The organism is Stenotrophomonas sp. (genome assembly GCF_032056425.1).
Taxonomy (GTDB): domain Bacteria; phylum Pseudomonadota; class Gammaproteobacteria; order Xanthomonadales; family Xanthomonadaceae; genus Stenotrophomonas.
This window is the reverse complement of the sequence record NZ_DAMBCN010000001.1, coordinates 256390-279600: the sequence shown is the minus strand read 5'-3', so window position 1 is coordinate 279600 and position 23211 is coordinate 256390. Positions and strand designations below refer to the sequence as shown.

The 23211-nt window shown below is 67.0% G+C and carries 22 protein-coding genes; 13 read left to right on the top strand and 9 right to left on the bottom strand.

Annotated features, from left to right (window positions below):
- Positions 1 to 74 precede the first annotated feature (74 nt).
- The 3 genes from RTY46_RS01270 to RTY46_RS01260 form a co-directional block, all read right to left on the bottom strand.
- Positions 75 to 3659 carry an ABC transporter permease subunit gene (locus RTY46_RS01270; protein ID WP_312706285.1) on the bottom strand — a complete coding sequence of 1195 codons (3585 nt, stop codon included), beginning with the start codon at positions 3657 to 3659 and terminating at the stop codon, positions 75 to 77.
- A gap of 12 nt (positions 3660 to 3671) precedes the next feature.
- Positions 3672 to 4574 carry an ABC transporter ATP-binding protein gene (locus tag RTY46_RS01265; protein WP_312706284.1) on the bottom strand — a complete coding sequence of 301 codons (903 nt, stop codon included), beginning with the start codon at positions 4572 to 4574 and terminating at the stop codon, positions 3672 to 3674.
- Positions 4575 to 4736: 162 nt separating this feature from the next.
- Positions 4737 to 5768: a LacI family DNA-binding transcriptional regulator gene (locus tag RTY46_RS01260; protein WP_312706283.1), complete on the bottom strand. Its 1032-nt coding sequence runs from the start codon at positions 5766 to 5768 to the stop codon at positions 4737 to 4739.
- A 408-nt stretch (positions 5769 to 6176) separates the two neighbouring features.
- Here RTY46_RS01260 and ssb point away from each other — a divergent pair, with 408 nt between their 5' ends.
- The 5 genes from ssb to RTY46_RS01235 all read left to right on the top strand — a co-directional run bounded on the left by ssb (position 6177) and on the right by RTY46_RS01235 (position 10930).
- Positions 6177 to 6782 carry a single-stranded DNA-binding protein gene (gene ssb, locus RTY46_RS01255; RefSeq protein WP_312706282.1) on the top strand — a complete coding sequence of 202 codons (606 nt, stop codon included), beginning with the start codon at positions 6177 to 6179 and terminating at the stop codon, positions 6780 to 6782.
- A gap of 214 nt (positions 6783 to 6996) precedes the next feature.
- Positions 6997 to 7893, top strand: coding sequence for a TIM barrel protein (locus RTY46_RS01250; RefSeq protein ID WP_312706281.1), 897 nt, complete (start codon positions 6997 to 6999; stop codon positions 7891 to 7893).
- A gap of 27 nt (positions 7894 to 7920) precedes the next feature.
- Positions 7921 to 9606, top strand: coding sequence for a GMC family oxidoreductase (locus tag RTY46_RS01245; RefSeq protein ID WP_312706280.1), 1686 nt, complete (start codon positions 7921 to 7923; stop codon positions 9604 to 9606).
- Positions 9606 to 10181 carry a gluconate 2-dehydrogenase subunit 3 family protein gene (locus RTY46_RS01240; protein ID WP_312706279.1) on the top strand — a complete coding sequence of 192 codons (576 nt, stop codon included), beginning with the start codon at positions 9606 to 9608 and terminating at the stop codon, positions 10179 to 10181. Before RTY46_RS01245 ends, RTY46_RS01240 begins: the two co-directional genes overlap by 1 nt.
- The gene (locus RTY46_RS01235) at positions 10181 to 10930 is read left to right on the top strand and encodes a DUF1080 domain-containing protein (RefSeq protein WP_312706278.1); all 750 of its coding nucleotides are present in this window, start codon (positions 10181 to 10183) and stop codon (positions 10928 to 10930) included. Before RTY46_RS01240 ends, RTY46_RS01235 begins: the two co-directional genes overlap by 1 nt.
- Before the next feature lie 9 nt (positions 10931 to 10939).
- Here the strand turns inward: RTY46_RS01235 and RTY46_RS01230 are convergent, their stop codons facing one another.
- Genes RTY46_RS01230 through RTY46_RS01210 form a run of 5 tightly spaced genes read right to left on the bottom strand, consistent with a single transcriptional unit; the run spans position 10940 to position 15574 of the window.
- Positions 10940 to 11236, bottom strand: a complete 297-nt coding sequence (locus tag RTY46_RS01230) for a cytochrome c (RefSeq protein ID WP_312706277.1) — start codon at positions 11234 to 11236, stop codon at positions 10940 to 10942.
- An 18-nt stretch (positions 11237 to 11254) separates the two neighbouring features.
- Complete coding sequence (locus RTY46_RS01225) at positions 11255 to 12121, bottom strand: sugar phosphate isomerase/epimerase (protein WP_312706276.1); 867 nt, start codon at positions 12119 to 12121, stop codon at positions 11255 to 11257.
- Positions 12122 to 12140: 19 nt separating this feature from the next.
- The gene (locus RTY46_RS01220) at positions 12141 to 13265 is read right to left on the bottom strand and encodes a Gfo/Idh/MocA family oxidoreductase (protein ID WP_312706275.1); all 1125 of its coding nucleotides are present in this window, start codon (positions 13263 to 13265) and stop codon (positions 12141 to 12143) included.
- Between the two features lie 11 nt (positions 13266 to 13276).
- A complete protein-coding gene (locus RTY46_RS01215; RefSeq protein WP_312706274.1) occupies positions 13277 to 14494 on the bottom strand; it encodes a nucleoside permease in 1218 nt (405 codons plus the stop codon).
- A 27-nt stretch (positions 14495 to 14521) separates the two neighbouring features.
- Positions 14522 to 15574: a sugar phosphate isomerase/epimerase family protein gene (locus RTY46_RS01210; RefSeq protein WP_312706273.1), complete on the bottom strand. Its 1053-nt coding sequence runs from the start codon at positions 15572 to 15574 to the stop codon at positions 14522 to 14524.
- Between the two features lie 95 nt (positions 15575 to 15669).
- Here RTY46_RS01210 and RTY46_RS01205 point away from each other — a divergent pair, with 95 nt between their 5' ends.
- Complete coding sequence (locus RTY46_RS01205; RefSeq protein WP_312706272.1) at positions 15670 to 16677, top strand: LacI family DNA-binding transcriptional regulator; 1008 nt, start codon at positions 15670 to 15672, stop codon at positions 16675 to 16677.
- 27 nt (positions 16678 to 16704) lie between these two features.
- On the opposite strand, the gene RTY46_RS01200 is transcribed toward RTY46_RS01205, so the two are convergent.
- A complete protein-coding gene (locus tag RTY46_RS01200) occupies positions 16705 to 17121 on the bottom strand; it encodes a hypothetical protein (protein ID WP_312706271.1) in 417 nt (138 codons plus the stop codon).
- A gap of 141 nt (positions 17122 to 17262) precedes the next feature.
- On the opposite strand from RTY46_RS01200, the gene RTY46_RS01195 reads away from it, so the two are divergent.
- The 7 genes from RTY46_RS01195 to RTY46_RS01165 all read left to right on the top strand — a co-directional run bounded on the left by RTY46_RS01195 (position 17263) and on the right by RTY46_RS01165 (position 23211).
- Positions 17263 to 18288 (top strand): AI-2E family transporter, encoded by a 1026-nt coding sequence (locus RTY46_RS01195; protein ID WP_312706270.1) that lies wholly within the window; start codon positions 17263 to 17265, stop codon positions 18286 to 18288.
- Positions 18289 to 18387: 99 nt separating this feature from the next.
- Positions 18388 to 18819 carry a pyridoxamine 5'-phosphate oxidase family protein gene (locus RTY46_RS01190; RefSeq protein WP_312706269.1) on the top strand — a complete coding sequence of 144 codons (432 nt, stop codon included), beginning with the start codon at positions 18388 to 18390 and terminating at the stop codon, positions 18817 to 18819.
- 111 nt (positions 18820 to 18930) lie between these two features.
- On the top strand, positions 18931 to 19524 hold the full coding sequence (locus RTY46_RS01185) for a hypothetical protein (RefSeq protein ID WP_312706268.1): 594 nt from the start codon (positions 18931 to 18933) through the stop codon (positions 19522 to 19524).
- Positions 19525 to 19710: 186 nt separating this feature from the next.
- On the top strand, positions 19711 to 20178 hold the full coding sequence (locus RTY46_RS01180; protein WP_312706343.1) for a DUF2975 domain-containing protein: 468 nt from the start codon (positions 19711 to 19713) through the stop codon (positions 20176 to 20178).
- A gap of 13 nt (positions 20179 to 20191) precedes the next feature.
- Positions 20192 to 20416: a helix-turn-helix transcriptional regulator gene (locus RTY46_RS01175; protein WP_312706267.1), complete on the top strand. Its 225-nt coding sequence runs from the start codon at positions 20192 to 20194 to the stop codon at positions 20414 to 20416.
- Between the two features lie 43 nt (positions 20417 to 20459).
- Positions 20460 to 21989 (top strand): TerC family protein, encoded by a 1530-nt coding sequence (locus tag RTY46_RS01170; RefSeq protein WP_312706266.1) that lies wholly within the window; start codon positions 20460 to 20462, stop codon positions 21987 to 21989.
- A gap of 67 nt (positions 21990 to 22056) precedes the next feature.
- The gene (locus tag RTY46_RS01165; protein WP_312706342.1) at positions 22057 to 23211 is read left to right on the top strand and encodes a metallophosphoesterase; all 1155 of its coding nucleotides are present in this window, start codon (positions 22057 to 22059) and stop codon (positions 23209 to 23211) included.

Here is a 23211-nt window from a genome sequence, read left to right as displayed (position 1 = left end):
GAGCAAGCTCGACTCTGCAGACGTGGAAGGACGGGAGGGGAGGTGTCGGCGCCACGCCGACACCTCCGCCGGCATCACATGGACACCTTCTTCCGGTTGTCACTGCTGACGCGGTCGATCAGCTTGTTGTACGGATCGAATCCGGCTTCGTCCGGCTTGCTGTCCACCGTCACCGTGATGGTGGGTTGGGCGGTGGTGACATGGTGGCGTTGCAGGTACAGCACCTTCTGGTCGCGCTCCTTGCCCGACGGCCCGTTAGCGAAGACGCCGATCTCGATCCAGTCATCCATGCTGCCGTCGCTCTCTTCGCCCTTGCCGTCGGCGTACTGCTTGGCGGCGTGCAGGACCAGCGTCACGTCGTAGCGGCCATCGTCGCGTTTGCGGGCGCTGGCGGAGATCAGGCGATTGTCGTAGAAGCTGATCTTCTCGAACAGATCGGTGACCAGCTGCTGGCGATCGGCCGGCGTTTCGGCGCGGATGTACTCGAGCAGTTCGCGTGAGGTGGTGTAAGGCGGCGGCTGGTAGCCCTTGTCCTGCAGGAAACGTTTCAATGCGCGGTTCAGCGCCTGTTCGCCGATTTCCTCCCGCAGCCGGTAGAACACCAGCGAACCCTTTTCGTAGTGGATGTACTGCTGGTTCTCCACGCGTTCCAGCGGCAGTTCCTCGATGGCCTCGCCGCCGCGCCCCGAAAGGTAGCCATCCAGTTCACGCTTTAGGAACTGGCGCATGTGCTGGCGACCGTACTCCTGCTCCATCACCATCAGCGCCGAGTACTGCGACAGCGACTCGGACAGCACCGTTGCGCCCTGTACGTTGGCACCGATCACCTGGTGCGCCCACCACTGGTGGGCGACCTCATGGGCGGTCACGTAGAACACGTAGTCCACCTTGTCCGGATCGCGCAGGTCAGCGATGAAGCCGATGGCTTCGGAGTAGGGGATGGTGTTGGCGAAGGACTGCGCGAAGCGGGCATAGCCGGGGAACTCGATGATGCGTACCTGGCGATGCTGGTAGGGCGTGAAGTTCGCTTCGTAGTAGGCCAGCGATTTCTGCACCGCTTCGATCATCCGGTCCACGTTGTAGCCGTGCGCCGGGTCGAAGTAGACCTCGATCGGGATGTCCTTGTACGTCGCCTTGCGTATCTCCCAGCGTGCCGACAGGTAGGCATAGAAGTTCAGCATCGGCCGGTCCATGGCATAGCTGAAGCAGCGACGGCCATTGACCGTGGTTTCATGCTGCAGGTAGCCCGGCGCCAGTGCGACCTGGTCCGGTGCGGTGCAGACCGTGGTGCGGAAGTCCAGCCAGTCGGCATCGTCGGAGACGTAGGTGTTGGCCCGCGCCGCTTCGTCCTCCAGTTTCGGCATGCGGGTCGGTTCGCCCAGGCCACGCTTGCGCCGTTCGTTGCGGTCGCTGATCTCGACGCGTTCGTTGTAGCCAAAGGAAGGCAGTGCGCGGCTGTTGATGAAGGTGCCGTTGTCCACGATGTTGCTCGGTGCCTGGCCGGCGGTGATGCCGTTGGGCTTCTGCACCACCCGGAAATGCACGCTGCGGCTTTCACCCGGTTGCAGCGGCGTCTGCAGGCGGTAGATGCGGTAGCCGAGATCGGCGTCACGCATCGACAGCGTCTGCCCACCCAGGTCGACCGCAAGCAGCTGCTTGTCATCCCCCATCGAGACATGCACTTCCTGGATCGGCACGGCGTGGGTGTTGCGCACCGTCCAGTTCGCGTCGATCACCATGGACTGCGATTCCGGGAACAGGTCCACGCGGTTGTCCACGGCCACGATGCGCGGCTGCGGCAGGCTGCGGTACTTCGACAGCTCGCGTTCGTAACGAGCCTGCAGATCCAGCTGCTGGTCCGGTGACAGGAACTCGTTACGGACGTTGGTGTTCCAGTACAGCCAGCCGCCCACCGCGACGAACGCCAGTGCAGCCACGGCCGCGAAGGCGCCGGTTGGGCCCCGCAGGCGGCGGCCTGCCAGGGCCAGGCGCTGGCGCAGGCCTTGGCTGACGCCGCGTACCCAGAACGCCGAGGCCAGGCACATCGACGCGAGCAGGAACAGCACCCAGTAGCTCTGGAACGCCAGCTGTCCGGTCAGGAAGTGGCCGTAGCCGTTCATGTCCGAATAGGGGGCATTCGGCCAGCTGCCGAAGTTGTAGAGGTTCTGCGTGTAGTCGAGCATGCCCAGCACGCCCTGGCCGATCATCACCACGATCAGCAGTGCATAGCCGACGAACTTGTTGTTGGTAAGGACCTGCAGCACCAGCGCCAGGCCCCCCATCAGGATGTAGGCCACTGAATCCAGCGCCAGGCTGCGCAGGTACAGCAGTGGCTCCAGGTGGGTGTAGCCCTTGGCCAGCTGCACGCCCATCGCGGCGAGCGCGCCGGCCGCCTGGAAGCAGGCGATCACCGCCAGCAGCGCCGTGAACTTGGCCAGCAGCGGTACCCAGTTCGGCACGGGCAAGGCATCGGTCACTTCATTGATGCGGGCGCTGCGTTCCTTCCAGACCAGCTCGCCGGCAAAGAACAGCACGATGATCACCAGCAGCCAGCTGAAGGCCCCCTGCAGGGCCACGATCATCTGCGAGGTGACCGGCCAGATGGAGGTGCCGTACAGCGTCTGCCGGAACAGTGCGCTGGGCAGGAAGTTGGCCAGGCCCAGCACCAGCAACACGATGAACGGCACGCTGCGCAGCACGCCGCGTGTGTCGAAGCGGACCTGGCGCAGGAACTGCTGCCATGCCGTTCCAGCGCTGAACGCAGGTACCACGCGCGGTAGTGCTGCGCGGGTGGGGCGGGCGGCAGCAGCATCGGCAGCCGGCGACGCATGCGTGCGGCCCCAGCGACGGCGTCCGCTGCCACTGCGCTCGGTGCGGAACAACGCGAAGGTGGCGGCGAACAGCGCTGCTGCCACGCCCAGCCACAGGGCGCGGTTGGCCAGCAGATAACCGGCCAGTTCGGGAATGCCGCTGTTGCGTTCGGCCGTGGACCAGTAGCGGATGGTACGGCCCAGCGCACGCATCCCCAACGGCTCGCTCAGCACGGCAATCCAGGTGTTGTCGATGTCACGCAGCAGTGCCGCGCTGGCACCGTACAGCACCAGGTAGGCGACCAGGCCGATGTACACCCAGAGAATCGAGCGGGTCACTGCCGCCAGCAGCGACAGCAGTGCGGTGGTGAACAGCAGGTTGGGAATGACGAAGATCGCGAAGGTCCACGCGAAGCCACGCCAGCTGACAGGGCCCATGCGTTCGGGATCGACCCACGGCATGAACGGAGCCAGCCACAGGCCGAACGCGATCACGACGTAGACCAGCAGGCCCGCTGCCAGCGCTGCGGCGATGCGCCCGGCCAGGTAGTCGCGACGTTTCACCGGGCTGGCGAAGATCAGTTCGGCGGTGCCCAGCTCGAAGTCACGCAGCAACGCGTTGCTGACGAACAGCGCGTTGACCAGCATTCCGAGCAGGGTGAAGATGCCCAGCATCTGCGCGATCACTGTCGGCGCATTGCTGTGCACGTTGCCGCTGCCACCACCAATCTGTACTGCATCGCTGGAGGCGGCGGCGAAGGCGAGCAGGGCGAACAGCCCGGCCAGCAGCCACAGCAGCGGAGAACGCAGCTGCTCGCGCAGCTCGAACCGGAAGAAATTGAGGATCATGGCGTGCTCCGCTCAGGCTGCCGCGCGGGCACGCGCCTGCAGGCGCAGGCGCTGGAAGTAGACGTCCTCGAGATCCGGAGCCACGGCACGGAAGCCATCGCCGGGATCGCTGGCACTGTGGATATGGATGACCGGGCGGCCACCGACCAGGCGCGTGGACAGCACCACGTAGCGGGCCTCGTGGTCGGCCAGCTCGGACGGGTCCACCTGCTTGCGCCAGACCTGGTTTGCCAGCGCTTGGATGGCATCGGTCGGCCGGCCCGTCAGCAGCACCTGGCCCTTGTTCATGATGGCCATGCTCGGGCACAGGTCGGTCACGTCCTCCACGATGTGGGTGGACAGGAGCACCGCGACGTTCTCGCCGATGGCGGCCAGCAGGTTGAGGAAGCGGTTGCGTTCCTCCGGGTCGAGGCCCGCGGTGGGCTCATCGACGATGACCAGGCGCGGATCGCCGAGCAGGGCCTGGGCGATGCCGAAGCGCTGGCGCATGCCGCCGGAATAGGTGCCCAGCTTGCGCTTGCGTGCGTCCCACAGGTTCACCTGCTGCAGGAGACCGTCCACCACCTCGCGGCGCTGCGCGCGCTGGGTCAGGCCCTTCAGCACGGCGAAGTGCTCCAGCAGATCGAGCGCACTGACCTTGGGGTAGACCCCGAAATCCTGCGGCAGGTAGCCCAGGCGGCGGCGTACGGCGTCCTTGTCGCGCAGCACATCAATGGGCGACTCGCCAGGAATGCTGAGCGTGGCCGATCCGCTGTCGGCTTCCTGCAGCGTGGACAGGGTACGCATCAGCGAGGATTTGCCGGCGCCGTTGGGGCCGAGCAGGCCAAACATGCCGCGCGGGATGTCCAGGGACACCGCGTTGAGCGCGTGCACGCCGTTGGCGTACGTCTTGGACAGCGAATCGATCTTCAGCATGCGACGTACACCCATTCCTTGTGTATGAACGCTGTTTATCGCGCTGAATGGGTGCCGGGGGAATCCCCCGTTGGTCATGGTTACTGCCAGCCGGGGCGCTTCAAGCCTGCGCCACTTGTTTGCCTTGGGTCTCGTAGAGTCGAGCAGGCTCGACTCTACGGGTTACCGGTGCAGTGACGACTCGCGGGCGACCAGCTTCACTGGAATGCTCAGGCCATCGACCGGTTGGCCGTTGATGAGTGCCAGCAGTTTCTCCACCAGCAGCTGGCCGGCCTGCTTGGTGTCCTGCTGCACGGTGGTCAGCGGCGGCGACACCGAGGCCGCCAGGGGAATATCGTCGAAGCCGGTGACCGCCACATCCTGCGGCACGCGCAGGCCGCGTTCGCGCAGGGCACGCAGCGCGCCAATGGCGATCAGGTCGCTGGCCGCGCAGATGGCATCGATCGCGCCGCCGCTGCCCAGCAGCTGCAGGCAGGCCTCGTAGCCGGACGCTTCGGTGGTGATCGCATCGTGCTGCAGACCGGGCTGGGCAGTCAGGCCACGTGCCTGCAGTGCCGCCACGTGGCCGCGATAACGCTCTTCGAATTCGGGGTAATGGCTGGACGCGTGGCCGAGGAAGGCGATGCGGCGGCAGCCCTGGTCCAGCAGATGGGCGGTGATGTCATGCCCGCCCTGGAAGTTGTCGCTTCCGATCGAGACGCCGGGCTGGCCGGGCAGGGCCGCGCCCCAGCGCACGAAGTGCGTGCCCTGTTCGACCAGCCGCTGCAGGCGGTCGCGCGACTGGTGGTAATCGCCGTAGCCCAGCAGGATGATGCCGTCGGCCTTGTTGCTGTCCTCGTAGTCGGCCTGCCAGTCGGTGGACAGCTGCTGGAACGAGACCAGCAGGTCCTGCCCGTGCAGCGCGCAGGCGCGGGTGATCGAGCCCAGCATGGAATGGAAGAACGGGTTGATCAGCGAGTCGTCGTTGGTCGGGTCCTCGAAGAACAGCAGGGCCAGGGTGCCGGCATTGCGCAGGCGCAGGCTGGAGGCGTTCTTGTCGACCTTGTAGTTCAGCTCGCGAGCGATGCGCAGGATGCGCTCGCGGGTCTCGGCATTGACCATCGGGCTGCCGCGCAGGGCACGCGACACCGTGGGCTGGGACACCCCGGCCAGGTGGGCGATGTCCAGGGAAGTGGCTTTGCCTTTGATCGTCATGGTCCGAGTGGGGAAGAACGGGCGGTGCAGGACGCATGATGCCATGCGTGGGCCCCGGCCGAGACAGGCGTTGGCCCGGTCCTGACCGTGCCGCATCTGCCTTGAGCGTGGCGCAGGTCGCGTGCCGCATCGCTGTCTGCATCGAACCGGCCCGATTGCGCGGTGGGCACGTCACGGTGGCCCGCAGATCGCCCGCTCACTCGCCGCAAGCCATTGCCCTGCAACGACTTTCGCCGTTTCCGCTGGGCCGCGCCCGTTGTCGCAGGGCGGGCGCTGGCCGGTGGCGATGTTAAGATGTACCGTTCTTGCATCCCCCAAATTTCACCAAGGGTGGCCCCGGCCACGGCATGCCCGGTCACGGCGTGCTATCACTGGCGGCCTGCCCTTGGACAACGGACGAAGGTACCTATGGCGCGCGGCATCAACAAAGTCATCCTGGTCGGCAACCTCGGCAACGACCCGGACGTGAAGTACACCCAGGGCGGCATGGCGATCACCCGCATCAGCCTGGCCACCACCAGCGTCCGCAAGGACAAGGACGGCAACCAGCAGGAGCGCACCGAATGGCACCGCGTGGTGTTCTTCGGCAAGCTGGGCGAGATCGCTGGCGAATACCTGCGCAAGGGCAGCTCGGTCTACGTCGAAGGCAGCCTGCGCTATGACAAGTACACCGGTCAGGATGGCGTGGAAAAGTACTCCACCGACATCATCGCCGATGAAATGCAGATGCTGGGCGGCCGCGGTGACGGCGGCGGCGGTGGTGGCAACTACGGCGGCGACCGTCCGCAGCGCCAGCAGGCCCCGCGCCAGGAGTACGGCGGCGGTGGCGGCGGCCAGCGTGGCGGCCAGGGCGGTGGTTACGGCAACCAGGGCGGTGGCAACCAGGGCGGCGGCTACGGCAACCAGGGCGGCAACCAGGGTGGCAGCTATGGCAACCAAGGCGGCAACCAGCGCCCGCAGCCGCAGCAGGCACCGCCGATGGACGACTTCGCTGACGACGATATTCCGTTCTGATGCGCGCCTGGCGACAGGCACAGACGTGAATCGAGAAGGGAGCCCCATTCGTGGGGCTCTTTTTTTTTGCGCATGGGTCGCCGATGTGCTGCCCCGCAGCATGCGCTTTCGTGCACCGCGTCTTGCAAAAAAAATACTTCCTCCCGTATGGTGCAATCGATTGCATTGCGGTGAATCGTTTGCGTTTGCTACCGGTTGGGAGGCCGGGAAGTGGATGGCCATTCATTCAAGCGGACCGGTACCGGCACCGGGTTTCAGCCGACGGGAGGCATTGCGGTTTGCGCTGGCTGGGGGCGTTGGCCTCGGTATGGCAGGCGTGATCCCGGCGCGTGCGTCGGACTCACCCCTGAAGGGCCGGCTGAAGCATTCCGTCGCCCGCTGGACCTTCCCGCAGTTGTCAGTCGCCCAGCTCTGCCAGACCGTGAAGGGCCTCGGCTTTGCCGCCATCGACCTGGTCGGCCCGGAAGACTGGCCCACCCTGAAGGCCCATGGCGTATACAGCTCGATGTGCAACGGCGCCGAGCTGGGCCTGACCAAGGGTTTCGCCGGCCGCGAGTTCCACGATGAGCTGGTGGCGCGCTACACCCAGCACATCGACCGGGTCGCCGATGCCGGCTATCGCAACCTCATCTGCTTCTCCGGCAACCGCAACGGCATGGACCCCCAGCAGGGCATGGCCAACGCCGAAGCCGGCCTCAAGCGCATCCTCGGCCATGCCGAAAAGCGCGGCGTCGTACTGGTGATGGAGCTGCTGAACTCCCGCGTCGACCATCCCGACTATCTGTGCGACCACTCGGCCTGGGGCGTGGCGCTGTGCCAGCGGCTCGGCTCGGACAATTTCGGCCTGCTCTACGACATCTACCACATGCAGATCATGGAGGGCGACATCATCGCCACCATCGGTCGGGACCATGCCTGCTTCAAGCACTACCACACCGCGGGCGTGCCTGGCCGGCACGAGATCGGTGCCCAGCAGGAACTGAACTATCCGGCCATCTGTCGCGCGATCCGCGACACCGGTTTCGAGGGGTATCTGGCGCAGGAGTTCACGCCTGCAGCGCCCGATCCCGTCGGCTCATTGCGCGAGGCGATCCGTCTCTGCGACGTCTGAAACGATATCCACCCAGGTGATAGACCCATGGCAGATAATCATTACGACGCCATCGTTGTTGGCTCGGGAATCAGTGGCGGTTGGGCGGCGAAGGAACTGACCGAAAAAGGTCTGAAGGTCCTGATGCTGGAACGCGGGCGCAACATCGAGCACGTGAAAGACTACGTCAATGCGATGAAGGAGCCGTGGGACTTCCCGCACCGCAACCGGCCAACCCAGGCGATGAAGGCTGCGTTCCCGGTGCTGATGCGCGACTACGCCCTGGCCGAGAACCTGGAGGGCATGTGGGCCGACGAACAGGACTCGCCCTACATCGAAACGAAGCGCTTCGACTGGTTCCGCGGCTACCACGTCGGTGGCCGTTCGCTGATGTGGGGGCGGCAGAGCTACCGCTTCTCCGATCTGGATTTCGAAGCGAACCTCAAGGAAGGCATCGCCACCGACTGGCCGATCCGTTACGCCGACATCGCGCCGTGGTACGACCACGTGGAGAAGTTCGCCGGCATCGCCGGAACGCGCGAGGGGCTGGACGTGCTGCCCGATGGCGAGTTCCTGCCGCCGATCCCGCTGAACATCGTCGAGAAGGACGTGGCCGCGCGGATCCAGAAAGCCTTCGGCGGCACGCGCCACATGATCCATTCGCGCACCGCCAACATCACCCAGCCGATGCCCGAGCAGGGCCGGGTGAACTGCCAGTACCGCAACAAATGCATTCTCGGCTGCCCCTTTGGCGCCTACTTCTCGACCCAGGCGGCGACGCTGCCGGCGGCGATGAAGACCGGCAACCTGACGCTGAGGCCGTTCTCGATCGTCAAGGAAGTGCTCTACGACAAGGACCGCAAGCGCGCGCGCGGCGTGGAGGTGATCGACGCCGAGACCGGCCAGACCTACGAGTACACGGCCAAGGTCATCTTCCTCAACGCATCGTCGTTCAATTCGACCTGGCTGCTGATGAACTCGGCCACTGATGTCTGGGAGGGTGGACTGGGCTCGTCGTCCGGCGAGCTGGGGCACAACGTGATGGACCATCACTTCGGCGCGGGCGCATCGGGGCGCGTGGAAGGCTACGACGACAAGTACTACTTCGGTCGCCGCCCCTGCGGCTTCTACATACCGCGCTTCCGCAACGTGGCGGCGGACAAGCGCGGCTATCTGCGCGGGTTCGGCTACCAGGGTGGCGCCAGTCGCAATGGCTGGTCGCGCGAGATCGCCGAGCTGGACATCGGTGCCGACCTGAAGCAGGCGCTGAGCCTGCCGGGTGACTGGCGCATCGGCATGACCGGCTTCGGCGAGATGCTGCCGCACCACGACAACACCATCCGCCTGGACCACGAACGCAAGGACAAGTGGGGGCTGCCGGTGCTGGCCATGGACGTTGCCATGCGCGAGAACGAGAAGGCGATGCGCAAGGACATGGCGGCCGATGCGGCGGAGATGCTGGAAGCGGCCGGCGTCAAGGACGTGGAGATGCACGACAACGACTATGCGCCGGGCAAGGGCATCCACGAGATGGGCACCGCGCGCATGGGCCGTGATCGCAAGACCTCGGTCCTCAATGCCAACAACCAGGTCTGGGATGCGCCCAACGTCTATGTCACCGACGGCGCGTGCATGACCTCCAGTGCCTGCGTGAATCCGTCGCTGACCTACATGGCGCTGACCGCACGTGCCGCCGACCATGCCGTACGAGAACTGAAAGCGGGGAACCTGTGATGGATCGTCGTGAACTGTTGAAGATGATCTTCGCTGCCACCGGTGCGGCGATGATCGGCCTGCCGGCGCTGGCCAGTGCCAAGCTGCCGGCTGCGCCGCCAGGCGCTGGCTTCTCCGAGGCCGAGATCGCCACGCTGGATGAAATCGCCGAGACCATCCTGCCGCGCACCCGCTCACCCGGCGCCAAGGACGCGGCCACCGGCGCCTTCATGGCGAGGTTCGTGACCGACTGCTACACCGCGCGGCAGCAGGCGACGTTCCGCGCCGGCCTGGCCGACATCGACAAACGCGCCGGCGGAAGCTTCGTAGCCCTTGCGCCCGATGCGCGCAGCACGCTGCTGCGCACGCTGGATGCCGAGGCCCGCAAGCGTGTGGTGGAGGTGAGCGAGACCGGCACCGGGGAATCCGCGAAGGCGATGCCGCATCCGTTCACCATGATCAAGCAGTTGGCCATCTTCGGCTTCTTCACCTCGAAACAGGGCGCGACCGAAGTGCTGACGTACGTCGCCGTGCCCGGACGCTACGATGGCGACATGGCCTACGCGCCAGGTACGCCGGCCTGGGCCACCAGCTGATGGAGCATGACAGGATGATCAGACCTTTCTTGATGGCTGCGGGCGTGCTGGCGGCAGCGCCGGCGTTCGCGCAGGCCGGTGCGGAGCGTGATCCGGCGAAGACCGAGGTATGGGCGCCGGTGGCCGAGGTCGCCACGCCGGCCGGCGCTGCGCCGTCGGACGCCATCGTGCTGTTTGACGGCAAGGACGCGTCCGCCTGGGAGGCGGAGCAGGGCGGGCGGGTGCCGTGGACGGTGGCCGACGGCGCGATGACCGTGGTGCCGGGCAGCAAAGGCATCCGCACCCGAAAGCGTTTCTGCGACATGCAGCTGCACGTCGAGTGGCGCACGCCGAGCGATACCAAGGGCTTCGACGGCCAGAACCGCGGCAACAGCGGCATTTTCCTGCAGGAGCTGTATGAGCTGCAGGTGCTCGACAGCCACGGCAACCCGACCTACGCCAACGGCCAGGCCGGTTCGATCTACAAGCAGGCCATGCCGCTGGTGAATGCCTCGCGTGCGCCCGGCCAGTGGCAGGCCTACGACATCATCTGGAAGGCGCCGCGGTTCTCCGCCGGTGGCGGGCTGACCTCGCCGGCGCGCATCACCGTGCTGCACAACGGCGTGCTGGTGCAGAACGACACCGTGCTGGCGGGCAGGACCGAGTACATCGGCGCGCCGTCGTATTCGCCACATGGCTGCGCGCCGCTGTACCTGCAGGAGCACGCCTCCAAGGTCAGCTACCGCAACATCTGGGTGCGCGAGCTGTAACGCCCGCGCCTACTTCGCCAGGTAGCTGGCGAGGTCATCGATCTCCTGCGCGGACAGCTGGGAGAAGGGCGGCATCAGCCCGCCGCCCTTGCTGATCTTTTCCTTGATCTGTGCCGGCGGCAGGCGCTTGCCGATGTCGGTGAGCGCGGGGAATGCGCCGGGCATGCCGGCACGATCAGCGCCGTGGCAGGCGACGCAGTTCGCCGCGTACAGCTTGGCACCGGCAGCAGGATCTTCCTTGGACCACGCCGGCAGCGCATGGGCTGTCGCGCACAGGGTCAGGGCCAGGGTCAGGACAGTTTTCAAACGAAGCTCCTTGGCGGGCTAGCGCGAAGCGCGGGCGGGCAGGCTGACGGACAGGTGTTCACGCAGGTAGTCGGCGCCGGTCTGGATGACCTTGGCCGGGTCACGCGGCTGGTCATGCTCGACGATGTACCACGTCACGCCGGCACTGGCGGCAGCCGGCAGGATCGCGTTCCAGTCGAGCACGCCCTGGCCGACGGCGGCGAAGCCACCTTCGTCTTCGGCCTGGCCCTTGGGCGCGTTGTCCTTGGCATGCACCGCGAACAGGCGGCCGCGGAACTTGCCCAGCATCACCACCGGGTCGTGGCCGGAGCGGGCCACCCAGGCCAGATCCAGCTCCGTCTGCAGGTTCGGGCCGGCGGCTTCGAACAGCAGCTCCAGGCCGGTGCGGCCATCGAAGTCGACCAGCTCGAAGTCATGGTTGTGGTAGGCCAGACGCATGCCCTTGGCGCGCACCCGCTCGGAAATGCCGCCCAGTTCCTTGCCCAGTGCCACCCAGCCAGCGGCATCGCTCGGCCGGTCCTTGCTATCCAGGTAGGGCACCACCAGCGTGGTGTTGCCGATGGCACGGTTGAAAGCCACCACCTTGTCCAGGTCATTGCGCAGGTCGGCCAGCGCGGTGTGCGAGGAAATCGCCTTGATGCCGTACTTGTCGAGCAGCTGCTTGAGCTCGGCCGCGCTGGCGTTCTGCGTGCCGACCGTTTCCACCGCATGCACGCCTGCGTCGTGGACGATCTTCAGCTGCTGCTCGAGCGTGCCGGCGTTGCGCAGCGTGTACATCTGCACCGCGATGGGCTTTGCAGCGCCGCCGGTTTCCGCAGCGAAGACGGGCAGGGTGGCGAGCAGCAGCAGTGCGGCGGTGGCGATCCTGCGTGTTGGAGCCTTCATCCGTACATCCTCCGGGGATTCATTCGAGGGTGGCCCAGGCGCGCGACCTGGCCGATGCGATGACGCGGTCGACGATCCGCGCCGAGCGCAGGCCGTCTTCGAAGGTAGGCAGGCCCTGCGGCGTCTCGCCGTCGATGGCGCGATAGGTGTCGGCGACGAAGGCCTCGAAGCACTGTGCGTAGCCCTGCGCATGGCCTGGCGGCAATGTCGACAGACGACGCTGTTCGGCACTGCCGACGCCGGGGCCGCGCACGAAGGATTCTTCGCGCTGGTCGGGCCGGCCGATCCACAGCCGCTCGGGATCTTCCTGGTTGAAGGCCACGCTGGCCTTCGCACCGTCGATCTCGAACCAGAGGCGGTTGTGCCGCCCCGCCGAGACCTGGCTGGCGGTCAGCGATGCCAGTGTGCCGGCGCCGGTGCGGAACATCGCCATGGCCACGTCCTCGCTGGACACTGCCTGCGTTGCGCCGCCCGCGGCGGGTGTGCTGAAACTCTGCGCGCCCTCTGCGCTGCGCTCGGCGATCACCGTGGCGAAGGCTGCGCTGACCTCGGCGAAGCGCTCGCCGCTGACCCATTCCACCAGGTCGCACCAGTGCGAGCCGATGTCGGCGAACACGCGCGAGGTGCCGCCCAGTACCGGGTCGACGCGCCAGTTGTTGCTGGCCGGGTCCAGCAGCCAATCCTGCAGGTAGCTGCCGTGGATGAGGTGCAGGGGCCCAAGGTCGCCGGCCGCGATGCGTGCGCGGGCCTCACGGACCACCGGGTGGTAGCGGTAGACGAAGGGTACCGTGGCGACGAGGCCGCTGGATGCGGCGAGCGACGCCAGCGCCTGCGCATCGCCCAGGGTCGTGGCCAGCGGTTTCTCGCAGATCACGTGCTTGCCGGCTTCCAGCGCGGCCTGCGCCATCGGCCGGTGCAGGTGGTTGGGCGTGCACACATGCACCACCTGCACCTGCGGGTCGGCGACGACTTCATCGATATCGCGGTAAGCGCGCGGCACGTTCCACGCCTGTGCTACTTCCTGCGCACGCTGCAGTGAAGACGCGGCCACGCCACGTACTTCGGCACCGGCGAGCAGGGCGGCGCGGCGGTGCACCGCGGCGATCATCCCCGTGCCGACAATGGCGATTCCAGGCTTTGGCATCAGCGTTGTTCTCAGCGGGTAGTGGCTGCGGCCGCAGCGGTGGGGCGGTCGCGGAACAGCAGCAGGAAGGCGATCAGCACGACCAGCGCAACGCCGGCCGGGAACAGCCAGATCTGCTGCCAGTCCGGGCCCGCAGCCGTGGTGTAGTGCTCCACCACCGCGCCCGACAGGAACGTGCCGATCAGCATGCCCACGCCGTAGGTGGCCAGGGTGATGAAGCCCTGCGCGCTGCTGCGTGCGTCGGGCCCTGCGTGTGCATCGGTGTAGATCTGCCCGGTGACGAAGAAGAAGTCGTAGCAGATGCCGTGCAGCACGATGCCGATCACCAGCAGCGAGAAGCCGCCGCCGGCATCGCCGAAGGCGAACAGCGCATAGCGCAGCACCCAGGCGGCCATGCCCACCGCCAGCATGGTCTTCACCCCCAGCCGCACGAACAGGAACGGCATGGCCAGCATCAGCAGCACTTCGGACACCTGGCCCAGCGACTGCAGGCCGGCCGCGCCGCGCACGCCCAGGTCGTTGAGATACGGGTTGGTGAAGTTGTAGTAGAACGACAGCGGGATGCAGATGGCGATGGAGGCCAGGAAGAACACCAGGTAGGCGCGCGACTTCAGCAGGCGCAGCGAATCCAGGCCGAGGATCTGCCCGAGCCCAGCATCGCGCTGTTTCGCCAGTGGCGGTGTGTGCGGCAGGGTGAACGCGTACAGGCCCAGCAGCAGCGAGGCCACGGCGGCCATCCGGAAGGTGAGTTCGAGGCGGTGGGTCTGTTCCCAGCCCAACCAGCCGATCAGCACGCCGGCGATGATCCAGCCGATGCTGCCGGCCACCCGCACCAGTGGGAACTGTTTCTCGGGCGATTGCATGTGCCGCATCGCCACGCTGTTGGCCAGCGCCAGCGTCGGCATGAACAGCAGCATGTAGCCCATCACGCAGGCGGAGAACATGCTGAAGCTGGTGGCCGTGGAGGCCAGCCACATCAGCACCGCGCCGGCCAGATGCAGCACCGCCAGGATGCGCTGCGCGGCGAAGTAGCGGTCGGCAATCAGGCCGACCAGGAACGGCGCGACGATCGCGCCGATGGACTGGCTGAGGAAGGCCGTGGCCACCTGGCTGGCGCTGGCCTGCAGCGGGCCCTGCACCAGGTAGGTGCCGAGGGTGACGAACCACGCCCCCCAGATGAAGAACTGCAGAAACATCATCGCGCCCAAGCGCGACATGGCGTGCGTCATGGCTTGCCCTCCCGGGGCGGTGTCAGCTCAGAGTCCCAGCATGCGGTGCAGTGATGCGGCGTCGGTGCCGCTGTCGGCGAAGTCGTCGAAGGCGCGCTCGGTGACCCGGATGATGTGGTCGCGGATGAAGGCGGCGCCCTCCCGTGCGCCGTCCTCGGGGTGCTTCAGGCAGCACTCCCATTCCAGTACCGCCCAGCCGGGGAAGTCGTACTGCGCGAACTTCGAGAAGATGCCCTTGAAGTCGACCTGGCCATCGCCGAGCGAACGGAAACGGCCCGGGCGATCGATCCAATCCTGGTAGCCGCCATACACACCGCTGCGGGCACTGGCGTGGTATTCGGCGTCCTTCACGTGGAAGATGCCGATGCGCGCGTGGTAGCGGTCGATGAAGCCGAGGTAGTCCATCTGCTGCAGCAGCAGGTGGCTGGGGTCGTACAGGATCTTCGCGCGTGGATGGTGGTCGACCACCTCGAGGAAGCGCTCGAAGGTCGCGCCGTCGTGCAGGTCTTCGCCGGGGTGGATCTCGAAGCACAGGTCGACGCCGCAATCGTCGAACGCATCGAGGATCGGGCGCCAGCGGCGGCCCAGTTCGGCGAAGGCTTCGTCCACCAGGCCCGGCGGGCGCTGCGGCCAGGGGTACAGGTAGGGCCAGGCCAGCGCGCCGGAGAAGGTGGCGTGTGCAGTCAGCCCCAGGCGCTGGCTGGCCTTGGCGGCCAGCATCAGCTGATCCACGGCCCAGGCCTGGCGGGCGGCAGGATCGCCGCGCTTGCCTGCCGGGGCGAAACCGTCAAACAGGCTGTCATAGGCGGGGTGCACGGCAACCAGCTGTCCCTGCAGGTGGGTCGACAGTTCGGTGATCTGCACGCCGTGCCCGGCCAGCATCCCGGCCACGTCGTCGCAGTACGTCTGGCTGCGGGCCGCCTCGGCCAGGTCGAACAGGTGAGGCGCCGTGGTGGGCACTTGTACGCCAGAATAGCCCAGCCCCGCGGCCCATCCGGCCAGCGTGTCCAGCCGATCAAAAGGAGCCTTGTCGCCGATGAACTGCGCCAGGAAAAGCGCCGGACCCTTGAGCGTCCTCACGTTGATTCGCCCTCGATGCAATCGATTGCATTACCCTAGCATGGGCTATCCGCAGGTCCGTTGTGCAGTGCACAGCGGCAACAGGAGGTAGGACCATGGCAACCATCTACGACATCGCAAAGCACGTAGGCGTCTCCCCAGGGACGGTGTCGCGGGCGTTGTCGCGCCCGGAAAAAGTGCTGCCGGCCACCCGCGCGCGCATCGAACAGGCGGCCGCCACGCTGGGCTATGTGCCCAATACGGTGGCCCGTACGCTGAAGACCCAGCGCAGCGGCAAGATCCTGGTGACCGTGCCGGACATCGCCAACCCGTTCTTCGCGCAGATCCTGCAGGGCGCAGAAGAGGCGGCGCAGGCAGTCGGCTACGCGGTGCTGCTGGGCGATACCCAGCACCAGCCCGACCGCGAGGAACGCTACGCGCAGATGCTCCGGCGCAACGAGGCCGATGGCCTGATCGTGCTCGGGCACCGGCTGCCGCCGACCGCGCGCGGGATCGTGCAGGCGCTGGGCGCGGCCGCGCCGGTGGTCAACGGCTGTGAGTTCGATCCCGCGCTGGGCATTCCCAGCGTGCACATCGATAACGCCGCCGCAGCGCGCGCGGTGATGGGGCACCTGTATGCGCTGGGCCATGAGCGCATCGCCGTGGTCGGCGGGCCGCCCGACAACCCGTTGCATCAGCAGCGGCTGGAAGGGGTGCGCGCGGCCGCCAAGGCGCGCGGCCGCTTGCGTGGCCTGAGCGTCGTACCGGGTGATTTCTCGCTGGAGTCCGGCCATGCAGCGGCAAAGGCGCTGCTCGCGCTTCCACTCGCGCCGACCGCGGTGTTCTGCTTCAGCGACCAGATGGCGCTGGGCGCGCTGGCCGCCTGCCGCGACCTGGGCATCTGCGTGCCGGACCAGCTGTCCATCGTCGGCTTCGACGATCTGGCTTCGTCCCGCTTCCTGACACCGCCGCTGACTACCATCCGCCAGCCGATGCGGGATATCGGTGCGCGTGCGGTCAACCTGCTGCTGGCCATCATCGAACGCGTCGATGTACCGTTGCAGCAGACGCTGGATTTCAGCTTGATGGTTCGGGGCTCGACGGCCGCGCCTGCCGCCGGCTGAGCAGCAGGCGCCTGGCAGGGCGCGGGGTTACTTCAGGTGGGCCTTGGCGCAGGCCAGCACGTGGTTGTAGTCGCTGGACATGCACTGGTAGAAGTCGCGCTTGGCGTCGGTCGCACCTTCGCAGTCGGCATCGGTGATCTGCGGCAGCAGGTCACGCATCGGCGTGGCCATGGCCTCGAACTTCGCGGCATCCATGTAGCCGCCGGCCACGTTCTTCGCGCCGACTTCCAGCATGGTTTCCAGCCCGTAGCGCGCGTTCTCGACGGCCTTGGGGCAGGACAGTTCGACATCGGTGCGCTGCACCTCCAGCAGCGAGGCGGCGATGGCCTCGGCATCGGCCTTGACCTGCGGCGGCAGCGGCGTCGTGTCGGAATCGCCGCCTGCGGCCAGCGTCGGCAGTGGGCATAGCATCATCAGCAGGGCGGCGGGCAGCAGGCGGGGCATCGGGCATCCATGCGGGCAGGCGGGGCGCCAGTGTGCGCCGGCGTGGGCGCGGCCGCCAGAGGGCTGAACGGAACGCCGCGCACTGCCCCGGAACCGCCATGGCAATCCACTACCATGGGCCACCCCAGTGGATGTCCTGCCATGACCGACGTGATCCTTGCCCCGCCCAGGCCACCTGCCGCGCGCATCGCTGCCTGGCTGCTGATGCTGCTGGGCATGTGGCTGGCGCTGAAGCTGGGTTTGGTAGTCACCCTGCTGTCGGGCCTGCTGGTGTTCCAGCTGACCCATGTGCTGGCCAACACCGTGGAAGGCAAGCTGCCGCCCGGTCGCGCGCGTGCATTCGCGGTCATCCTGCTGTCGGCGGTCATCATCGGCGCGCTGGTGATGGCCGGCATCGGCGTGGCTTCGTTCTTCCGCAACGAGACCGGCGGCCCGGACGTGCTGCTGGCGCGGCTGATGGACATCCTCAACACCTCGCGCCACCAGGTGCCGGCGCTGCTGCAGCCCTATATCCCCGAAGACCTGACGCGGCTGCGCGAGGCGCTGAACGAATGGGCCGCCGAGCACCAGCGGCAGCTGGGCGTGGCCGGTACGTCGGTGGTGCAGGTGGGCGTTCGCGTGCTGATCGGCATGGTGCTGGGCGCGATGATCGCCCTGTACGACGAGCTGCCGCTGCCGAAGATGGGCCCGCTGGCGCAGGAGCTGGTGGGCCGCACCACGCGCCTGGCCGTAGCCTTCCGCCAGGTGGTGTTCGCCCAGGTGAAGATCTCGATGCTCAACACGGTGTTCACCGCGGTGTTCCTGCTGGGCGTGCTGCCGCTGTTCGGTGTGCACCTGCCGCTGTCCAAGACGCTGGTGCTGATCACCTTCCTGGCCGGCCTGCTGCCGGTGGTGGGCAACATCATCTCCAATACCGTCATCACCATCGTGGCGCTGTCGGTGTCGTTCTACGTGGCGGTGGCGGCGCTGCTGTACCTGATCGTCATCCACAAGCTGGAGTATTTCCTCAACGCGCGCATCGTCGGCGGTGAGATCCAGGCACGCGCGTGGGAGCTGCTGCTGGCCATGCTGGTGATGGAAGCGGCCTTCGGCCTGGCTGGGCTGGTGGCGGCACCGGTGTTCTACGCCTATGTGAAGCGCGAGCTGCTGGACCAGCGCTGGATCTGATCCTGGACTGGCACACGCGTGAAATCGGCCACGACGGACCTGCACGCCCGCCTTACCTGCGCGGGCGGAGGCTGGCTGCACGCCCACGGAGAACCGACCATGACCACGCTCACCCTGCCCGAACTGGCGAAGAAGATGGCCGGCATCGATTTTGCGATGCTGCAGACCCACGCAGCCGGTGAGATCGACGGCCGCCCGATGAGCAACAACGGCGACGTGGACTACGACGGTGACAGCTGGTTCTTCGCGCTGGACAGCACGGACATGGTGCGCCAGATCGAGGCGGACCCGAAGGTGGCGCTGGGGTTCACCGGCAGCAAGTCACTGCTGGGAAAGCCGCCGTTGTTCGTGCACGTGAAGGGCCGCGCCTCCCTCATCCGCGAGCGCGCGGTGCTGGCCGACCACTGGGTGAAAGACCTGGAGCGCTGGTTCGAGCAGGGCGTGGATACCCCGGGGCTGGTGCTGATCCACGTGCGTGCGCAGCGCATCCACTACTGGGATGGCGAAGACCAGGGCGAGCTGGTGGTCTGAACGCCTGCCGGTAGCGCCGGCGCTGCCCGCCACCGGTACACGCGGGCAGCATTGCACTGCGCCCCTGGCTTTTGCCATCCTCCCCGCAGTTTTCCCCATGATGGAGTTGTGATGCGCCCGGTGCCCTGGTGGATGGTGGGCCTGCTGCTGCCCGCGTTGGCCGCCGCGCAGCCGGCGCGCGCGCCGAAGGCGGCGCCGGTTGCGCAGGACCCCTTCAGCGAACTGTTTGATACGGCCTGCATGCAGCACATCGGCGCGCCGGCCCGACTACAGGCACTGATGGACGCCAACGGGCTGAGCCCTCTTCCTGCGGCCGAGGCTGCCACGCTGCTGCAGGGGCAGGCGGGCGTCGCGTGGATGGTGCCACTGGCCAGTGGTCGCTATGCGGTCAGCTGGGCCGACGATGGCACCTGCACGGTGTACGCGGAGAAGGCCGAACCGGCGGTCGTGCAGAAGGGCTTTGCGCGGCTGATGCAGGCGGCGCCGAAGCCGCTGCAGGTGCGCTCGCTGCCCGGCCGCGGCCCGCTGGCGGCCGATCAGGTGGCGATCCAGTACGGCTGGGCAACGCCCGGTGACAGCGCGTTGCGCGTGCGCTTCCGCCTGGTCACCCGGCAGGCGGCAGAGGCGGGCGTGCAGGCCATGGCCTCGGCCACGCCCGGCGAGGCCATGCGCCAGGACGCGGCGCCGCAGCCCGTGTCGAAGTAGCCCTTCACGGTTCGGGTGCGCGGTTCAGCCATTCCGGTCCGGATGTGGTATATCGTTTATCGATAAATCCACCGGGCAGATCCGCTGCCCCATGTCGGAGGCTGCTTGACCGCTCGTTCTGCCCGCGCCCGACCTGCGCGCGGTGTGTTCACCCTGGCCCAGACCGCCGTGCAGGCGGTGCGGGCGATGTGCTGGCTGGGCATCCTGGCCGCGCTGCTGGCCGTGCCGCTGGTGGCCTACGACCGCCGCTGGCTGATGGATACCGTGCACGACGCCACGGCTGCCGCCCTGCATGGCAATGACCTGTTCCTGCATTTCTGCCTGGGCCTGGCCACGATCGTCGCCCTGCTGGTGCTGTGCCTGGTGTTCCTGCGCCACCTGGCGCGCCTGCTGCGCTCGGCCGCCCGTGAGCGCCCGTTCAACCACGCCAACGCGCTGCGCCTGCACCGCATGGCGTGGCTGATGCTGGCCATGGAAACCCTGTCGATCATCATCGGCGTCTACGCCAGCTGGATGGGGCCCGATTTCGCCTGGATGGAAGTGGGCGGTGGCATGTCCATTACCGGTCTGCTGGCGGTGCTGATGCTGTTCGTGCTGGCGCGCGTGTTCGCCGTGGGTGCGGCCATGCGCGATGACCTGGACAGCGTGATCTGATGGGCGCGCGCTGATGGCGATCATCATCACCCTGGACCGCATGCTGCAGGCACGTGGCATGACCCTGTCCGAGCTGGCCGGGCGCATCGACATCACCCTGGCCAACCTGTCCATCCTGAAGACCGGCAAGGCGCGCGCCATCCGCTTCTCCACCCTGGATGCGATCTGCCGCGAGCTGCAGTGCACGCCGGGTGATCTGCTGGGGCACGACCCCAGCCATGCCCAGCAGGACGACTGAGCACTGATGTTTCTTCCCCTACTACTGAACAAACGGAACTGAAATGGAATGGTTGGCTGACCCCTCGATCTGGATGGGCCTTGCAACCCTGATCGTGCTGGAAATCGTGCTGGGCATCGACAATCTGGTGTTCATCGCGATCTTGGCCGACAAGCTGCCCCCGCACCAGCGCGATCGCGCACGCGTGATCGGCCTGGCCCTGGCCTTGCTGATGCGCCTGGTGCTGCTGGCGGCACTGTCGTGGATCATGAAGCTGACCGAGCCGCTGCTGGTGCTGTTCGAGCACAGCTTCTCCGGGCGTGATCTGATTCTGCTGGGCGGTGGCCTGTTCCTGCTGTTCAAGGGCACCATGGAACTGCACGAACGGCTGGAAGGCCGCCAGCACCACGACGATGGCAAGAAGGTCTACGCCAGTTTCGCCATGGTGGTGGCGCAGATCGTGGTGCTTGATGCGGTGTTCTCGCTGGATTCGGTGATTACTGCCGTCGGCATGGTCGACAATCTGGGCGTGATGTACGCCGCGGTGACCATCGCCATGGCGCTGATGCTGCTGGCCAGCAAGCCGCTTACCCGCTTCGTCAACAAGCATCCCACGGTGGTGGTGCTGTGCCTGGGCTTCCTGCTGATGATCGGCTTCAGCCTGGTGGCCGAAGGCCTGGGCTACAAGATTCCGAAGGGCTATCTGTACGCGGCCATTGCCTTCTCGATCCTGGTGGAGGCCTTCAACCAGTGGGTGCGCTTCAACCGTGAGCGCAACGAGCGCCGCCAGCCGTTCCGCCAGCGCACCGCCGACGCCGTGCTGCGCATGCTGGGCGCGCGACCGGCCAATGGCCACGACGACGGTCACGGGGAGGAGGAACATGCGGATGAGGAGCGTCTGCAACCGGCCGAGCACGAGATGATCCGCAGCGTGCTGGGCCTGGCCGATCGCCCGGTGTCCAGCGTGATGACCGTGCGCGCCGACGTGCAGTGGATCGACCTGGCCCGGGGCCACGAGGATGTGGTGGCGCGGCTGGTGGCGTCGCCGCATACACGACTGCTGGTGGGCGAGGGCGACCTGGACAGCCTGCGTGGCGTGGTGCAGAGCCGCGACCTGCTGGCCGACCTGCTGCAGGGCCGGCCGTTGCAGCTGGAGAGCAATCTGCGCGCGCCGCAGTACGTGCTGTCCAGCGCCAGCGCATTGCAGGCACTGGAGCTGATCCGCCAGCATCCGGTGCCGCTGGCGGTGGCGGTGGATGAGTACGGCAGCGTGGAGGGACTGGTGACCGCCAATGATCTGCTGGCGGCCATCGCCGGCGATCTGGCCGATACCCAGGACGAGCGCTACGGCGTGGTGGCGCAGGGCGAGGACGAATGGGAGGCCGATGGCGCGCTGACCCTGGATGACCTGCAGCGCCTGACCGGCGCGGCACTGCCGCGCAGCGCCGACTACATGACCATTTCCGGCCTGGTGCTGGACCAGTTGGGGCGTCTGCCCGACGTGGGCGACAGCGTGGACGTGGCCGGTTTCCGCATCACCGTGCTGGCCATGGAAACCCGCCGCATCGCCCGCCTGCGCGTGCAGCGGCTGTAGCGTCGAGCAAGCGCGACGCTACCTTTTGCCACCTGGGTCGGTCACCATGGCCGCCCCCACGTTCTGGATTCACGTAGTGCTGAGTACTGTTGGATTGTTGATGGGCCTGTACGTGGCCTGGCGCCTGTTCTGGCCGCTGCGGCTGCCGCTCTGGGCCAAGGCGCTGTTGTCGCTGCTGCTGGTGGCGTTGGCGGTGCAGCTGCGCATTGTCGCCACCTTCTGGGGCACGATGGCCTCGCCGGAAATTCCGAAGCTGGCAATCGCTGTGCTGGCCACCGGTTCCACCGCCGTGCTGCTGCTGGCGCTGGCCCTGCTGGTGATGGATGCGGGCCTGCTGCTGTCGCGCCTGCTGCGCTGGCCGCGCCTGCTGCGCTGGCCGCGCGTGGTGACAGTACTGCGCGCCCGCATGCTGCGGCCACTGGCGGCCGGCTTGGCGCTGCTGCTGAGCGGTTACGGTGTCAGTCAGGGCATGGCGGTGCCGAATGTGCGGCAGGTCGAGGTGAACATCGCCGGTCTGCCGGCTGCCTTCGACGGTTACCGCGTACTGCAGCTCACCGACATCCACGCCAGCCGCCTGTTGACCGGCGACTGGGTACGCCAGGTTGTGGCCGAAAGCAATGCGCTGAAGCCGGACCTGATCGTGATCACCGGCGACCTGATCGATGGCACCGTGGCCGCGCGTCGCCATGATTTCCAGCCGCTGGGTGAACTGCAGGCGCCGGACGGGGTGATCGCGATCACCGGCAACCACGAGTACTACGCGCAGTACAGCGACTGGATGCAGGCCTTCCGCGCGCTGCACATGCAGGTGCTGGAAAATAGCCACACCCAGGTGCGGCGCGGCGATGCTGCGCTGACCATTGCCGGCGTCACCGACCCGGTGGCGGCGCGCTACGGCCTGCCGCTGCCCGACCTGCAGGCGGCGCTGGCCGGTGCCGATCCGGCCGCACCGGTGATCCTGCTCGACCATCGCCCGCGCAATGCCGCCGATGCGGCCGCGCGCGGGGTGAAGCTGCAGCTGTCCGGCCATACCCATGGCGGGCAGATCATCGGCATGGACCAGCTGGTGAAGCGGGCCAACGGTGGTTTTGTCTCCGGCCGCTACGAGGTGGATGGCATGACCCTGTACGTGAGCAACGGCGCTGGCCTGTGGGCCGGTTTCCCCGCGCGCATCGGCGTGCCTTCGGAAATCACCCTGTTCACCCTGCGTCGCGCGCCCTGA

What these genes read in the sequence shown, in the direction of transcription:
- RTY46_RS01270 (WP_312706285.1), bottom strand. Translation starts at nt 3,659, where the DNA reads ATGATCCTCAATTTCTTCCGGTTCGAGCTGCGCGAGCAGCTGCGTTCT.
- RTY46_RS01265 (WP_312706284.1), bottom strand. Translation starts at nt 4,574, where the DNA reads ATGCTGAAGATCGATTCGCTGTCCAAGACGTACGCCAACGGCGTGCAC.
- RTY46_RS01260 (WP_312706283.1), bottom strand. Translation starts at nt 5,768, where the DNA reads ATGACGATCAAAGGCAAAGCCACTTCCCTGGACATCGCCCACCTGGCC.
- ssb (WP_312706282.1), top strand. Translation starts at nt 6,177, where the DNA reads ATGGCGCGCGGCATCAACAAAGTCATCCTGGTCGGCAACCTCGGCAAC.
- RTY46_RS01250 (WP_312706281.1), top strand. Translation starts at nt 6,997, where the DNA reads ATGGCCATTCATTCAAGCGGACCGGTACCGGCACCGGGTTTCAGCCGA.
- RTY46_RS01245 (WP_312706280.1), top strand. Translation starts at nt 7,921, where the DNA reads ATGGCAGATAATCATTACGACGCCATCGTTGTTGGCTCGGGAATCAGT.
- RTY46_RS01240 (WP_312706279.1), top strand. Translation starts at nt 9,606, where the DNA reads ATGGATCGTCGTGAACTGTTGAAGATGATCTTCGCTGCCACCGGTGCG.
- RTY46_RS01235 (WP_312706278.1), top strand. Translation starts at nt 10,181, where the DNA reads ATGGAGCATGACAGGATGATCAGACCTTTCTTGATGGCTGCGGGCGTG.
- RTY46_RS01225 (WP_312706276.1), bottom strand. Translation starts at nt 12,121, where the DNA reads ATGAAGGCTCCAACACGCAGGATCGCCACCGCCGCACTGCTGCTGCTC.
- RTY46_RS01220 (WP_312706275.1), bottom strand. Translation starts at nt 13,265, where the DNA reads ATGCCAAAGCCTGGAATCGCCATTGTCGGCACGGGGATGATCGCCGCG.
- RTY46_RS01215 (WP_312706274.1), bottom strand. Translation starts at nt 14,494, where the DNA reads ATGACGCACGCCATGTCGCGCTTGGGCGCGATGATGTTTCTGCAGTTC.
- RTY46_RS01205 (WP_312706272.1), top strand. Translation starts at nt 15,670, where the DNA reads ATGGCAACCATCTACGACATCGCAAAGCACGTAGGCGTCTCCCCAGGG.
- RTY46_RS01200 (WP_312706271.1), bottom strand. Translation starts at nt 17,121, where the DNA reads ATGCCCCGCCTGCTGCCCGCCGCCCTGCTGATGATGCTATGCCCACTG.
- RTY46_RS01195 (WP_312706270.1), top strand. Translation starts at nt 17,263, where the DNA reads ATGACCGACGTGATCCTTGCCCCGCCCAGGCCACCTGCCGCGCGCATC.
- RTY46_RS01190 (WP_312706269.1), top strand. Translation starts at nt 18,388, where the DNA reads ATGACCACGCTCACCCTGCCCGAACTGGCGAAGAAGATGGCCGGCATC.
- RTY46_RS01185 (WP_312706268.1), top strand. Translation starts at nt 18,931, where the DNA reads ATGCGCCCGGTGCCCTGGTGGATGGTGGGCCTGCTGCTGCCCGCGTTG.
- RTY46_RS01180 (WP_312706343.1), top strand. Translation starts at nt 19,711, where the DNA reads ATGTGCTGGCTGGGCATCCTGGCCGCGCTGCTGGCCGTGCCGCTGGTG.
- RTY46_RS01175 (WP_312706267.1), top strand. Translation starts at nt 20,192, where the DNA reads ATGGCGATCATCATCACCCTGGACCGCATGCTGCAGGCACGTGGCATG.
- RTY46_RS01170 (WP_312706266.1), top strand. Translation starts at nt 20,460, where the DNA reads ATGGAATGGTTGGCTGACCCCTCGATCTGGATGGGCCTTGCAACCCTG.